Origin of the sequence: Enterococcus sp. AZ078 (assembly GCF_051714985.1) — a bacterium.
In the GTDB taxonomy this organism is placed as follows: domain Bacteria; phylum Bacillota; class Bacilli; order Lactobacillales; family Enterococcaceae; genus Enterococcus_B; species Enterococcus_B hirae.
Window position 1 is genome coordinate 784,306 of the sequence record NZ_JBIOSW010000001.1, and the last position, 14,179, is coordinate 798,484.

General features: G+C 37.0%; 11 protein-coding genes. 8 read left to right on the forward strand and 3 right to left on the reverse strand.

The features are described 5' to 3' along the window. The first annotated feature begins 116 nt into the window (after positions 1-116). From IGJ18_RS03820 to IGJ18_RS03830, 3 genes are all read left to right on the forward strand, one after another. On the forward strand, positions 117-1,619 hold the full coding sequence (locus IGJ18_RS03820) for an ABC transporter permease (RefSeq protein ID WP_438842914.1): 1,503 nt from the start codon (positions 117-119) through the stop codon (positions 1,617-1,619). Between the two features lie 18 nt (positions 1,620-1,637). Beyond that, positions 1,638-2,297: an ABC transporter ATP-binding protein gene (locus IGJ18_RS03825; RefSeq protein ID WP_010719831.1), complete on the forward strand. Its 660-nt coding sequence runs from the start codon at positions 1,638-1,640 to the stop codon at positions 2,295-2,297. Positions 2,298-2,486: 189 nt separating this feature from the next. After that, entirely contained in the window at positions 2,487-3,194 is a 708-nt protein-coding gene (locus tag IGJ18_RS03830; protein ID WP_438842916.1) for a hypothetical protein, read from the forward strand. Between the two features lie 118 nt (positions 3,195-3,312). Here the strand turns inward: IGJ18_RS03830 and IGJ18_RS03835 are convergent, their stop codons facing one another. Further along, positions 3,313-5,250 (reverse strand): ABC-F family ATP-binding cassette domain-containing protein, encoded by a 1,938-nt coding sequence (locus IGJ18_RS03835; RefSeq protein ID WP_438842918.1) that lies wholly within the window; start codon positions 5,248-5,250, stop codon positions 3,313-3,315. 222 nt (positions 5,251-5,472) lie between these two features. Here IGJ18_RS03835 and IGJ18_RS03840 point away from each other — a divergent pair, with 222 nt between their 5' ends. Both IGJ18_RS03840 and dinB read left to right on the forward strand, forming a co-directional pair. Continuing rightward, positions 5,473-6,129: a redox-sensing transcriptional repressor Rex gene (locus IGJ18_RS03840; RefSeq protein ID WP_010719828.1), complete on the forward strand. Its 657-nt coding sequence runs from the start codon at positions 5,473-5,475 to the stop codon at positions 6,127-6,129. Between the two features lie 194 nt (positions 6,130-6,323). Next, on the forward strand, positions 6,324-7,430 hold the full coding sequence (gene dinB / locus IGJ18_RS03845) for a DNA polymerase IV (RefSeq protein ID WP_438842919.1): 1,107 nt from the start codon (positions 6,324-6,326) through the stop codon (positions 7,428-7,430). A 73-nt stretch (positions 7,431-7,503) separates the two neighbouring features. Here dinB and nrdG read toward each other — a convergent pair whose 3' ends face one another. Together nrdG and nrdD are read right to left on the reverse strand one after the other, a co-directional pair. Continuing rightward, positions 7,504-8,106 (reverse strand): anaerobic ribonucleoside-triphosphate reductase activating protein, encoded by a 603-nt coding sequence (gene nrdG / locus IGJ18_RS03850; protein WP_010719826.1) that lies wholly within the window; start codon positions 8,104-8,106, stop codon positions 7,504-7,506. Between the two features lie 246 nt (positions 8,107-8,352). Next, on the reverse strand, positions 8,353-10,542 hold the full coding sequence (gene nrdD, locus IGJ18_RS03855; protein WP_010719825.1) for an anaerobic ribonucleoside-triphosphate reductase: 2,190 nt from the start codon (positions 10,540-10,542) through the stop codon (positions 8,353-8,355). Positions 10,543-10,913: 371 nt separating this feature from the next. Between nrdD and IGJ18_RS03860 the strand changes: the two genes are divergently transcribed. The 3 genes from IGJ18_RS03860 (at position 10,914) to IGJ18_RS03870 (ending at position 14,174) form a co-directional block, all read left to right on the forward strand. After that, the gene (locus IGJ18_RS03860; RefSeq protein ID WP_438842920.1) at positions 10,914-11,681 is read left to right on the forward strand and encodes an ABC transporter ATP-binding protein; all 768 of its coding nucleotides are present in this window, start codon (positions 10,914-10,916) and stop codon (positions 11,679-11,681) included. Then, the gene (locus IGJ18_RS03865; protein WP_096709314.1) at positions 11,671-13,734 is read left to right on the forward strand and encodes an ABC transporter permease; all 2,064 of its coding nucleotides are present in this window, start codon (positions 11,671-11,673) and stop codon (positions 13,732-13,734) included. Before IGJ18_RS03860 ends, IGJ18_RS03865 begins: the two co-directional genes overlap by 11 nt. A 290-nt stretch (positions 13,735-14,024) precedes the next feature. Then, positions 14,025-14,174, forward strand: coding sequence for a teichoic acid D-Ala incorporation-associated protein DltX (locus tag IGJ18_RS03870; RefSeq protein WP_014834217.1), 150 nt, complete (start codon positions 14,025-14,027; stop codon positions 14,172-14,174). Positions 14,175-14,179 lie beyond the last annotated feature (5 nt).

A 14,179-nucleotide genomic window follows, 5' to 3' on the forward strand; every position in this document is an offset into this window, starting at 1 on the left:
CTTACTCAGTTTACCACGCTTTCCTAAAACAACCTTAAAAACTTTTTTATCTCGTTTAAGCTTCGGTTAAGCCAATTTGCCTATTCTATAAACAGACAAATGAAGGAGGAACCAAAATGAATTATATCAAACGGGCGATTCAAAGCCTTTGGGCCAAAAAAGGACGCAGCATCATTATGATCACCGTCTTTTCCGCCATATTAATTTTTGTATTAGCGGGGTTAACGATCCGCAGCGGCGCTGAACTGGCGACCACGAATGCGAAAAAAAGTGTCGGGGCGACCGTCACCTTATCAACGAACCGAGAGGCAATGTTCAAACAGCAATCAAATTCAGATTCAGATGATGAAAGCAGTCGTCCAGATCCAGGTAGCTTTGAACAGACACCCGTCAACTTGAGTGATGCAAAAAAAATCGCAGAATTAGCGAATGTTAAATCGTATTCATTTGAAGCAAGTACTTCAGCGGATAAAGGCACAGGGATTACACCGATCTCGAGTGATAGTGACAGTGAAGAGGAATCTTCGGATGAACAAGCTGTTGGATTTGGTGGACAGAAAGCACCTGGTGGGATGAGTCAAGGGGATTTCCAAATTAAAGGTGTTTCCGAAAGTAATTCTTACAGTGATTTTTCATCAGGAACAGCTAGCCTAGTTGAAGGCAAGGCAATCACTTCGGATGATGAAGGGACGAATAATGTACTGATCGAGCAAAGTTTAGCGGAAGCAAACGATCTAAGTGTCGGGGACAAATTTAAGATTAAAGATACCGATGATAAAGATGTTGAAGTTACTATTAAAGGTATTTACAAAACAAGTGATTCTGGCAACAGTATGAGTGCTCGCTTCAACTTTATGAATCCAGCGAACACGATTTTTTCTTCTTATACACTGGTTAACACCTTAACTGGATCGGAAGGAAAAACGATCGATTCGGCAGTTTATAACTTAGATGATCCCAAAGACATGGACAGCTTTGTAGAAGCAGCGAATAAATTGATCGATACGGATACATTCAGCTTAGAAACCAATGATCAAATGTATCAGCAAATGCTTCAACCATTGAATAATGTATCAAGCTTTGCGAAGAATATCGTGATTTTAGTAGCCGTAGCCGGAGTCATTATTTTGACATTGATTATTATGCTGTCGATTCGTGAACGTAAATATGAGATCGGTGTATTACTTTCATTAGGTGAATCACGGGTCAAAGTTATTTCACAATTTTTCGTTGAGATTTTTATCTGCATGATCTTCGCTTTAGGGATCGCTGCAGCTAGCGGAAATGTTGTTGGCAATGCAGTCGGCAACCAGTTGTTGAGTCAGCAAACAACTTCGCAAAATGCAGATGGACAAGAAGCGAATACGGCAGGAAACGGCGGTCCAAATCAAGGTAACCAAGGACAAGCACCTGGTGGCGGAAACGGTGGTCCTAGTGGTAGTCAAATGGGAAGCAATCCATTTACACAATCAAAAGAAATTCAAGAACTAAATATCTCAATGCAGCCAACCGAGATTTTAAGTCTTGCAGGAATTGGACTGGGGATTAGTTTATTCTCAATTGTCCTTTCATCAGCAGGAATTCTACGACTGAATCCGAAGAAAATATTGATTTCCTAATTAAAGGAGGAATTTTTAATGACATTATCAACAAAAGATTTAGGCTACTGGTATGAAGACAACCGACGATTATTCGAAAACGTTAATTTAACTTTTGAAAAAGGCAAAATGTATGCAATTTTAGGTACGAGCGGTTCAGGGAAAACGACTTTTTTATCCCTGATCGCAGGACTAGATACACCAAAAAACGGAGAAATTCTCTATGACGACAAATCGTTGAAAAAAATTGGATTGCGGGAATATCGTCGTAAAGATGTATCAATTGTATTCCAAGCCTATAATCTACTGCCGTATTTATCGGCAGTAGACAATGTGGTAACAGCGATGGAGATTGCTCAAAGCCAACAGACAGATAAAAAAGCCTACGCCTTAGCGAACTTGGAAAAAGTCGGAATCACTAAGGATTTAGCAGATAAAAAAGTTACGATGCTATCTGGTGGTCAGCAGCAACGAGTAGCAATCACTAGAGCCCTATGCTGTGAACACGATCTAATCGTTGCGGATGAACCGACTGGAAACTTGGATGAAGCAACTTCCAGCGAGATTGTTAAACTTTTCCAAGAGATTGCACATGAGCAAAAGAAATGTATTATTTTAGTCACCCACGAACAGGATGTCGCTAAAGGCTGCGATGTGGTGTATGAACTGAAAAATCAAGAATTCAATCAAGTATCTTAAACAAACAGAATTTCGGTTCAGCTAGTATGAATGAGTAGGAAATGAATAGAGGAGACTGAGGAAATTTTTGCTCAGTCTCTCTTTTAGTAATAGTCTTTTTTTTTAGGTTGAAAGGAATAAAGTGACCTATTAATAAAAAGAATAACAGATATAATTCTTGTAAAAGAGCGATAGATAGGAGTGTTTAGAATGGGATTGTTTCAATGGCTTAGAAAAAATTTTTCAAATAATCAAGATAAAGAAGTCAATGAAATGCTACTTAAGCTAAATAAAAAAATTCATGAACCGAAAGACTTTTGTCCGGCGACTACAGCATTAATTCGCTTGTATGACCGAGAAAAAAATGCAAAAGAAATAAATAAAGGTGAAACCAGTTATGAATCTCATACTGAAGCCTTTCATAAAGAAATACAAGTCCATAGTCAAGAAAAGATTTATCTAACAGATTATTTAAATATCTGGCTACAAATAAATGAAGCAAAATTACAGGAATATAAGTTGGATACAATGTTCGAGAAAGGAAATTTAAAGGAAATCAAAGTAGAACTAGCGAAGGATATAAAGATAAAAAGTGAAATTTTATCGCGGTGTTTGGGAGGGGAAATTACTAATTATCGGCTAAATCAACAAGCTTATCAAGAAATGTTTGGGCGAATAAATCCTAAAGGCTGTCAAAGAAACAAAGTGGTAATTGATTTCCAAGTAACAAAGAAGATCAATGATTTCTCATTGAATAAGGGGAGGGATCAGATGGAGAGTCAGACAAAACAAAAAACTCAAACGAATGGATGCCAAACGATGGAAAGTATAACTGATAAAATAAAGGAACCCAGTTTAATCGAAACAAAGGCACAATCTAGTGAGACAAAAGTTCAAGAAAATTTAGGTAGAGAATAAACAAGCACTTTGAGATTGCTTTGATAGTGTGCGTTGTGATAAGTGAAACGCCCTCGAAACAGCGGGTACTGTTTTGAGAGCGTTTCTAGTGCAGAAATGAATATTCATTTATCTGTTTTTATTCATTTTCATATTCTTCAAGCTCAATACTCAAATCTTCCCATTCAGAAAGTTTCGTTTCTTGAGATTGGCGAGTTGCTTCGAGTGTTTGATTCAATTCATTTAATTTGAGATGGTCATCCAAATTCTCTGGGGACACCATTTGCTGTTCTAGTGACTCGATCTGTTCATCTAAAATAGCTAATTCTTCTTCAATTTGAGTGATTTTACGTTGTAAACTACGTATCAGCTTTTGTTGCTCTTTACTTTGGAAATAGGTTTTCTTGTTCGTAGAAATATGCTCTTCTTCTGGTTTTTTTTCAGCTAACAGCTCTGCTATCTCCGCTTCTTCTTGTTTCTTTTCCAAATAATAATCATAGTCACCTAAATAAACTTTACTACCGTTTTCCGATAATTCGATGACTTTTGTGGCAATCCGATTGATGAAATAACGGTCATGAGAGACAAACAACAAAGTACCATCATAATCAATCAAGGCATTTTCTAATACTTCTTTATTATCAATGTCCAGGTGGTTGGTTGGTTCGTCTAAAATCAAAAAGTTTTCTTGATTCATTGCGAGTTTTGCAAGGGCGACTCGGGCTTTTTCACCACCGCTTAGCAAGGGGATGGTCTTTTCTACATCTTCACCAGAAAATAGAAAGGCACCCAAAACGCTACGAATTTCTTTTTCGGGGGTCGTTGGATGTTCATCCCATAATTCAGCTAAAATTGTTTTGTTGGTGTGTAAGTCTGCTTGACCTTGATCGTAGTAGCCGATCGTCACATTGGTTCCTAAATGTTCTTTTCCACGGATAAACGGCAACTGATGGATGATCGATTTTAAAAGCGTGGATTTACCAATACCATTGGGGCCGACCAGTGCAATGGCTTCTTGACGCCGAATATCAAGATTGATCGGTTCAGACAAAACTTCATTATGATAACCAATCGCAGCATCTTCGATTTGTAATACGACATTTCCTGATGGCTTTGCTACATTGAAAAGAAAGTGAGCTTGTTTTTCGTCTCCTTGAGGACGGTCAATCCGATCCATTTTCTCAAGGACTTTTCTGCGACTTTGGGCTCTTTTCGTCGTAGAAGCGCGTACCAAGTTGCGTGCGACAAAATCTTCCAATTTATGGATCTCAGTTTGTTGTTTTTCATAAGCTTTCCATTCAGTTGCTAATTGTTCAGCTTTCATGTCAAGATACTTCGAATAATTCCCTTTATAGTGGCGCATTTTTTTTCGACTTAATTCGTAAACTTCTGTTGCGACTTTATCTAAGAAATATCGGTCATGGGAGACGATCAGTAAGGCACCAGTATAACTTTGCAGGTAGCCTTCTAACCAAGAGAGAGTCTCAATATCTAAATGGTTGGTTGGTTCGTCTAAGATCAAGATATCTGGATGTTGGAGCAACATTCTTGCTAACGCTAAGCGAGTGCGTTGTCCGCCAGACAATTCATTGATTTTTTGATCATAAAAAGACGGATCAAATTTAAAGCCATGCAAAACAGAGCGTATTTCATTTTCGTAGCCATAACCGTTTCTATCTGAAAAATCGTGTTGTAATTTATCGTATTCTTTCAAAAGTGACTCATAGGAAGGTGTATCAGGTGTTCCTTCACTAATCAAGATTTCAAGTTCGCGCATTCGATTTTCCATTTGACGGATTGTTTCGAATGATTTAAGCATTTCATTCCAGACTGTTTCTGCTGAATCTAACCCAGTATCTTGTGCCAGATAGCCTAAAGTAGCAGCTTTATTTTTAGCAATTGTTCCTTCATCGGGGCGTTCGATTCCAGCAAGGATTTTCAAAAGTGTTGATTTTCCTGCTCCGTTACGGCCGACTAATGCGATCCGAGCCCCTGTGCTGATTTCTAAATGGATATTCTCAAATAAGACCTCTGCACCGAAGTGACGAGCAATTTGATTGGCTTGTAATAATATCATGGAATCCTCTTTTCTACTTTGTGAATTCTCTAAGAATAAATCTCTTTTTCAACTAGTAGTCTACCATAAATTCCTTGATACTGCGAGGTTCAAAGAAATGATAAAAAAATGAATAAAGAATAAAATTTCACAATATCCAAGCAATCAAATTGATTTTTTCCTATATATACTGATATGATGGATAAATCAAAGTAAACTTAAAGTAAAAGTGGAGGTAATTAAGTGAAAGATCATGTTATTCCAAAGGCAACAGCCAAACGGCTACCTTTGTATTACCGTTATTTACGAATCTTAAATAATGCTGGTAAGAAAAAAGTATCATCAACTGAATTAAGTGAGGCTGTTCAAGTTGACAGTGCAACGATTCGCCGTGATTTTTCATATTTTGGAGAATTAGGAAAACGAGGCTATGGCTACGATGTTGAAGACCTCATGCATTTTTTCGCAAAAACATTGAATGATGATCAATTGACTAATGTGGCGTTGATCGGTGTCGGTAATTTGGGAAGTGCCCTTTTAAAATATAAATTCCATCAAAGTAACAGTATCCGTGTAAGTTGTGCATTTGATGTCAACGAAGCAATCGTTGGACGAATCGTGGATGGGATTCCCGTTTACCCTATGGAAGATATGTTTGAGCAAATCAAGATCCAACAAATCGAAGTAGCAATATTGACGATACCAGCTGAGCGAGCACAAGAAGTAGTTAATCGGTTGACTGAAGCGGGCATTAAAGGTATCTTGAATTTTACTTCTGCTCGATTAAATGCGCCAGCAGATGTGTTGATTCAAAATGTTGACTTAACGAATGAATTACAAACGTTGATTTATTTTCTTCATTCCGATGCATCCTTGCAAGCGACTGAAGAAACTGAGTAACGAATGATTCAGATGACCTGGTTGGTTTACTAAACAGTCTCAAGTGATGAATGATCATTTTAGAAGTCGTGATTTCCGAAATTGATGTCTCAGTTTTTGTGAAATTTCGGCTCTTTTTTGTGGTCCGTTCGGTGGTAACCATCTTCTTGTCACCGAACAAAAGTTCCTATATAATCATGATAGGGGTGAGTGAGATGGAATTACAGTTTCCTTTACATAATGATACATCTAGAAAAATCATTCATATCGATATGGATGCTTTTTTTGCCTCTGTCGAAGAACGGGATCATCCAGAATTTAGAGGGAAACCCTTAGTTATTGCCAGACATCCGAGTGACACTGGTGGTCGAGGAGTGGTTACTACAGCGAATTATGAAGCAAGAAAGTATGGCATCCATTCAGCGATGAGTGCGCAAAAAGCATATGAATTATGTCCACAAGCTATTTTTAAACCAGGTGATCATCAAAAATACAGTGAGATCTCACAAACTGTTCGTGAGATTTTTTACCGATATACGGATATCGTTGAGCCTGTCAGTATTGATGAAGCCTATCTTGATGTGACGAACAACAAATGTAATTGTAAATCAGCAATCAAAATTGCTCGTTTGATCCAAAGAGACATTTGGGAAGAGGTAAAACTGACCTGCTCGGCAGGTGTGAGCTATAATAAGTTTTTAGCGAAATTAGCCTCAGATTTTCAAAAACCTAAAGGCATTACTATCGTTGCACCTCAAGACGCATTGACGTTCTTAAAGGCATTACCTATTGATAAATTTCATGGGGTAGGAAAAAAAACCGTCCCTAAGATGCACGAACTTGGTATTTTCACTGGGGAAGACCTTTATAATTGTACGGAAATGATGTTGATCCAACAATTTGGCAAGATGGGCTATTCGCTTTATCGAAAAGTAAGAGGTATCCATGATGCACCAGTCAATGTGACAAGAGAAAGAAAATCTGTAGGAAAAGAGCATACTTATGGTCAGCCACTACAAACGGAAGAAGCGGTATTAGCACAATTACGACAATTAGCTGAGAAAGTCGAAGAGTCGTTGAAAAGAGTCCAGAAACATGGAAAAACCGTAGTGTTAAAAGTGAGATATACGGATTATACGACAGTCACGAAAAGAGTCACTTTACCTGAGTATATCTATAAGAAAGAAGCGCTCTTTTATCAAGCAAGTTTGATTTGGGAAGAAATTTTAGGGATTGAACAAGGCATACGTCTCTTGGGGATCACGTTAACGAATTTAGATCCCATGACTTATGAGAATATTGTGTTACCTTTGTGGGAATGAAAAAACAGTAGAAAACGTGTTGGAAATCAACATACGTTTCTACTGTTTTTTATTCAATAAGGAGTGGGAGGACCTAAATGAACTCCTGTTTTTTGATTTGTTCATACGATTCTGTAGCATCGCTGCATTTTTCCCAAATCACTACTCTATTTTCGGCTAGCGATTTTTTGACATCGATGATGCGTTGATTACTACTACCGCGAAACTGTAGTTTTAAATCCTTTTTACTTAGTTCAAAACGTCCATCAACTAAGATATCGATTTTTGCTAAAAGAGCTAACTTGTCTTCGGAGTCTTGAAGTAGTTCGTCAAAAGTATAACCGGTCCACGACCAGATATCTTTGGTCTGACCAAATTCTTGTCGGATACGCTCAACGACTTGGAGACAGACGTCCGTGTTTAGAAAAGGTTCCCCGCCTAAAAGGGTCAGTCCTTGAACGTAATCATGGCGGAGATCGGTAATGATTTGTTCTTCCAGCTCTGGTGTGAAAGGTTTACCATAGCGGAAGTTTTGCGCTGCTTTATTGAAACATCCTTCACAAGCAAATAAGCAGCCACTCACATAAAGACTATTTCTTACGCCTTCGCCATCCACAAAGTTAAATGGTTTGTAATCAGCAATGTAATTTTGGCTGTAATCTTGTGCCAGCCATTCTTTAGGTTTAGGATTTCGCATAAAAAAACTTCTTTCTAACATCAAAGTATGAAAAATTTACTTAAAACTCAAACCAGTTTCACAGCAAGCAGTCTCAGAAAAGATAATGGACTAGCCTCAAAAAAATGCAAATAAATCGAACGGTCACGGTTCACGCACCGTTCGATTTATCGTAGTCACGCTGTGAAAGGGGATTGTTTTCTAAGGAATAACTGATCGCTCTATCTTTTTTCTTAGAGTAAATTAGAACGAAATAGTAGAGAAAGATTACTTCATATGTTTGACACGTGAAGAGATCTCCTTGTGACGACCGTGAACCATTGGACGTGCTTGTGGGTTACCTAAATAGCCACAGGTTCTTTTAACGACGTCACAAGTTTTTGGATCATGATTGCCGCATTCGGGACATTCAAAGCCACGTTCGGTTGGTTTGAAGTCACCTTCAAAGCCACATTTGTAGCAATGATCAATTGGTGTATTCGTTCCTAAATAGCCAACTTTATCGTAAGCATAATCCCAAACGGCTTCTAATGCTTTCGGGTTTTGTTGAAGCATTGGGTACTCACAGTAATGGATAAAACCACCAGAACAATACTTCGGATAATCTTTTTCAAAATCTAGTTTTTCAAACGGAGTTGGGTTTTTACGAACGTCATAATGGAAACTATTCGTGTAATATTCTTTATCAGTGATGTTTTCGACTTCGCCAAATTTTTCTGTATCTAAACGGCAGAAACGATCAGTTAAGCTCTCACTAGGTGTAGAGTAAACGCTGAAATGATATCCATATTCGTCACCCCAAGCATCTGCTTTGGCTTTTAATTCTTTCACGATATCAAGGGTAAAATCTTTTGCTTCGGGATTGTTTTCCCATTCCCCACCATAAAAAGCAGAAGCCACTTCGTAAAGACCGATATAACCTAAAGAAACCGTTGCACGACGATTTTTGAATAATTCATCGACAGCATCTGTTTTTGAGAGACGTTTACCGAATGCACCATACATATATAAGATTGGTGCGTTAGCAGGGATCGCTTCTTTACAACGATCGACACGATAAACTAAAGCATCTTTCATGATGGCTAAGCGCTCAGAGAGGATTTGCCAGAATTTTTCCTGATCGCCTTTCGCTTCGATGGCAATACGAGGTAAGTTTAGTGTGACCACACCAAGATTCATTCGACCAACGTTCACTTCTTGGCCATTTTCATCTTTCCAACCTTGTAAAAATGAACGACAACCCATAGGTACTTTGAAACTACCGGTTAATTCAACGATTTTGTCGTAGTTTAAAATATCAGGATACATCCGCTTAGTTGCACATTCCAAAGCTAATTGTTTAATGTCATAATTAGGATCAGTTGGGTTCAAGTTTATGCCATCTTTTAATGTGAAAATCAATTTAGGGAAGATAGCTGTCCGCTTTTCGCTACCTAAGCCATTGATCCGATTTTGTAAGATTGCTTTTTGAATTTCTCGCTCAAACCAGTTTTTTCCTAAACCAAAGCCAAGAGAAGTAAATGGTGTTTGACCATTTGAAGTAAAAAGAGTATTGATTTCATATTCTAGACTTTGCATCGCATCAAAAATATCTTTTTTGGTTTTTGATTTCGCATACTCTACTCGACGTTCAGGTGTTTCGATCCATTCTTCTGCATCCGCTAAATGTTTTTGATAATTCAGTTCAGCGAAAGGAGCAAGTAATTCATCTGTTCGGTCAGCAGAACAACCACCATATTGACTGGAAGCTACATTTGCAATAATCTGTGAAATTTGAGCAGTAGCAGTTTGAATTGATTTTGGTGATTCCACTTCAGCATTTCCAATTTTGAATCCGTTGTTCAACATTCCTTTGAAATCGATCAAACAACAGTTTGTCATTGGTGTGTATGGATGATAATCTAAATCATGGTAATGGATGTCGCCTTTTTGATGCGCATTTGCGATATGTGGGGGCAACATTTTCAAACCGATGGATTTTCCAACGATACCAGCGGTTAAATCTCTTTGAGTATTGAAGACATTACTATCTTTATTTGCATTCTCATTGACAACTGTTTGGTCTTTATTGATCAATTTTTTGATCGAAAAATTGATATCTGTCGCTTTGCTTCTGGCAAAATCACGTTTTGTGCGGTAATTGATATATTCTTCTGCTAATTCATATTCGTTTTTTTCTAAAAGAATGTGTTCAACGATATTTTGGATCTCATATATTTTAACGTTGTCGGTAAAGCGTCGTTTGATTTCTTGAACGACTAAATCCACGATCGTTTGAATTTTTTCATAAGTAAGTGGAGACAATGAGCCATGAATTTTCTTTTCAGCTTTGACTAAAGCCTCATTGATTTTTGTTTCATCAAATTCGACACGTCGACCATCTCGTTTAATGATTGTTATGTTTGATACTTCTGAATGAAGGGGATCTGTTACTTTTTCTTCAATTTGTACACTCATTTTATTCAACTCCTGCTAAATTCTTCTTGTCTATCATAAAACAAAATCCACGAAGGAGCAACTAAATACTAGCTATATATAGTATGCAAACAGGTGTATAAACGAACAACTATACTATATGTTGTATATATTTCTTTGTGAAAAAAAGTGAAAACGTAAGTTTATAGGATTTTTATTTTGAATATACCGCTTTCGTGAATAAAATAGATGAATAAAAATTTTTTTAAAAAAAGGTTATGTCTGTGAAATGATAAAAATCTAAAAAGAAATGCTCAAATGCTGTAAAGATCAGAGAAAAAAACCAAAGAATATGCTAATATGCTGGTAAGTGTGTCAGTGTGGCGAGTAAGCAAAACCCAAGGAGGAAAGCCATGGATAAAATGATCGAGGTAAAACATGTAAGTAAAAGCTATGGAAATAAGCTTTCGCCGGTAAAAGTACTTGATAATATCTCTTTTACAGTAGAAAAAGGAGAATTTGTTGGCATCATGGGACCGAGTGGTGCTGGAAAGACGACTTTGATGAATATTCTTTCGACGATCAATCTACCAACGATGGGAAGTGTGTTGATCCAAGGAAATGAGATCACTAAAATGAAAAATCATGAATTGAGTGACTTCCGTCGCAAAAAATTAGGATTTATTTTTCAAGAATTTAATTTGATCGATACATTGAATGCGAAGGACAATATCTTACTGCCATTAGCGGTGGAACGAATCTCGAAAGAAGAGATGGAAAAAAGTGTGTTGCATGTTGCTCAATTATTAGGGATCGAAGAAATCTTAAAACGTTATCCAGATGAATTATCAGTTGGTCAGAGACAACGGATTGCGGCTGCTAGAGCATTAGTTATTCAACCACAAGTCATTTTTGCTGATGAGCCAACCGGGTCTTTGGACTCGAAATCAGCCACCGAGTTACTAAATTATTTAACAACGATGAACCGAGTAGAAAAATCAACTATCTTATTAGTAACACATGATCCGTATACAGCCAGTTATTGTGATCGGATTTTATTTATCAAAGATGGGGTGATTTTCTCTGAAGTAGTTCGCAGAGGTTCAAGAAACGAATTTTTTGAACGGGTGATTGATATGCAGGCGACCATTGGGGGAGGTGGAAAACTCAATGCTTTATAAGTTGGCTGCGAAAAGTTTTCTGCGACAGTCAAGAGGGTATCTCGTTTACTTTTTTAGTCTAACGTTATCAACGATGATCTACTATTCTTTTAGTACGATTTCTTATGATCAATTATTGAACCGAAGGACACAGCAAGATTCTTTATTCAATGTTTTTTTTGGTATGGGTAGTTGGATTATCTTAATCGTATTACTTTTTTTTGTTATTAGTGCAAATCGTTTTTTCTTTAACCGCAGACAAAGAGAGATTGGGATCTATCAGTTGTTTGGTGTGAAGAAAACCCAAATCTCACTGATCTATGTATTGGAAACAATGGCTATTGGATTATTCGCCTGTACAGCAGGGATTATTTTAGGAATCATTTTCTCAAAATTATTTTCTATGATCTTGATTCGCATGATGAACTTGCAAATCACGAGTCTTTTCTTCATTTCCGTACCATCGATTTTTGAAACCTTTCTGTTGTTTTTTTTGATTTTATCTGTTGTTTCTTTGTATTCATTATGGAAAATCTGGCGCTATCCGACGATTCGAAATTTTGGCGAATACGATCATTTGGAAAGTAGTAAGTTAAGAGTTCGGACACGCCATCGTTTTTTAGGAACATTGGGTTTATTGCTGATCTCTAGTGGTTATTTCTTTGCGGTCCACTATCGGGAATTTGCTGCTAAACTTTTTATTTTTACGCAAGATCTTCGCTTTCCTTTCTTATTATTTGTTCTGATCCTGCTGTTTTGTGTGATCGGGACATATCTGTTCTTTTGTTTTTCCCTACGTGTGTTAATCGATTTGGTGAGTCGTTCTCGAATTAAGTATCGAGGGATCAACTTCTTGCTGATCGGTAATACGCAGATCCATCTGCTGAAAAGCTGGCGGATCAATTCGTTGATCACACTGATCATGGCTCTAGCTTTAACGATGATTGGCGCAATGATGAGTGCGACTGTCATCATGTCTCGAAATGTGGAGATGGTCTCACCGGTATCTTATCAAATGGATAAGGCAACAGCCGACAAGCTGCGACCGCTTCTTGCAAGTGAAGGGCAAACGATCACAAAAGAAATGACGATCAATTACAAAGTAATTGGAAGTTACTATAATGATAAGTTAGACGGAATTTCTGAGGAAAAAGTATTTCAATTGGTAAATTTGATTCCAGAAAAAGAATATCATGCCTTTCGACAATTCAATCCTAAAATGCCTAAAATTGATTTAACATCGGATAACAGCACTGTGGTATTAGATAGTATGAAAAATATCTTTAGAAATTTTTCAATGTATGATTCAACATTCTACTTGCCCGATCAAACTTTAGATATTCAAGCAACCTTACCTAATTTTTTAGGAGATGGTTCGTTGAGGTATTTCGGTCCGACACTCGTTGTCAGTGATGATTATTTTGCTAAGGCATCTGGACTAAACTATCAAGTGGTCAATTGGAATGTGCAAGGGGGAGATCAGGAAAAAATCATTGAACGTATTTCTAAAGAGATTCCTACAAGTTATGAGAACATCATTTATTATGATTATGAGATCAAAGGAGAGGCTATAACTGGAACGATTCATAAAAATGAATCGCACCAAGAAAAAGCAGCTTCAGATCAATCTTCTGATGAATACAATAATGAAGATTCACGTCTTAATTTTTCTGCACGTTTCCCATTTAAACGAACAGTTGAACAAGGAATTGGTTTAATGGCGTATGTTTCGATCTTTATTGGAATAATTGTTATTGTCACGACTGGAAGCATGCTGATGGTTCGTCAATTAGCAGAAGCAGAAGAAGAACGAGAGAATTATCAATTATTAACGAAATTAGGGATTTCTCGAAAAAAAGTGAAGCGAGTCATCTTTGGGCAAAATGCGATCATGTTTTTCCCACCAATTATTTTGGGGAGTATGCATACCTTTTTTGCCATTGAAGTATTTACTCAATATGTCGATACAGCAAATTATGGGTTAGCATATCTGATTTGTGGCTCACTTGTCTTGATCTATATCTTGTTTTATTACATCACAAGTGTCTTATATTGCAGGATTATTGAGGAATAAATCAAGCTATATTTAAATGATCAAAAGGTGAGTACTCTGTTTTTTTTTATTTGAATGAAGAAAGACTTAAACGATTGGTTACATAGATCGTTTAAGTCTTTTTAGCTTTTTAAAAAAAATCTTTATTTATTTGAGGTGATGCTTATATTATAATAACCGTCTTTTTGTAGTTAATCTAAATTGTGACAAAATTGTTAGCAGAAAAGCGATTACTGTTAGGAAAACAAATGTTGTTTTTTAAAAAGAATGGGTAAAATTGTTTTGAGATTCGATTAGGAGGGAAATATAAATTGAAAAATTGGTGGAATAATCCTCAATTTAGGTACTGGGGCACGTTTGTGGTACGAACATTATTGTATAGTGCAATTATTTTTATGTTGATTTATTTGTACCATTATAAAAATGTCCAAGGCGGATCTTTTATCTATAATGAATTTTAGGAGGA

Excerpts from the sequence above, each read along its gene's own strand:
- IGJ18_RS03830 (WP_438842916.1), top strand. The coding sequence starts at position 2,487 with ATGGGATTGTTTCAATGGCTTAGAAAAAATTTTTCAAATAATCAAGAT.
- nrdD (WP_010719825.1), bottom strand. The coding sequence starts at position 10,542 with ATGAGTGTACAAATTGAAGAAAAAGTAACAGATCCCCTTCATTCAGAA.
- dinB (WP_438842919.1), top strand. The coding sequence starts at position 6,324 with ATGGAATTACAGTTTCCTTTACATAATGATACATCTAGAAAAATCATT.
- nrdG (WP_010719826.1), bottom strand. The coding sequence starts at position 8,106 with ATGCGAAATCCTAAACCTAAAGAATGGCTGGCACAAGATTACAGCCAA.
- IGJ18_RS03860 (WP_438842920.1), top strand. The coding sequence starts at position 10,914 with ATGGATAAAATGATCGAGGTAAAACATGTAAGTAAAAGCTATGGAAAT.
- IGJ18_RS03835 (WP_438842918.1), bottom strand. The coding sequence starts at position 5,250 with ATGATATTATTACAAGCCAATCAAATTGCTCGTCACTTCGGTGCAGAG.
- IGJ18_RS03865 (WP_096709314.1), top strand. The coding sequence starts at position 11,671 with ATGCTTTATAAGTTGGCTGCGAAAAGTTTTCTGCGACAGTCAAGAGGG.
- IGJ18_RS03820 (WP_438842914.1), top strand. The coding sequence starts at position 117 with ATGAATTATATCAAACGGGCGATTCAAAGCCTTTGGGCCAAAAAAGGA.
- IGJ18_RS03825 (WP_010719831.1), top strand. The coding sequence starts at position 1,638 with ATGACATTATCAACAAAAGATTTAGGCTACTGGTATGAAGACAACCGA.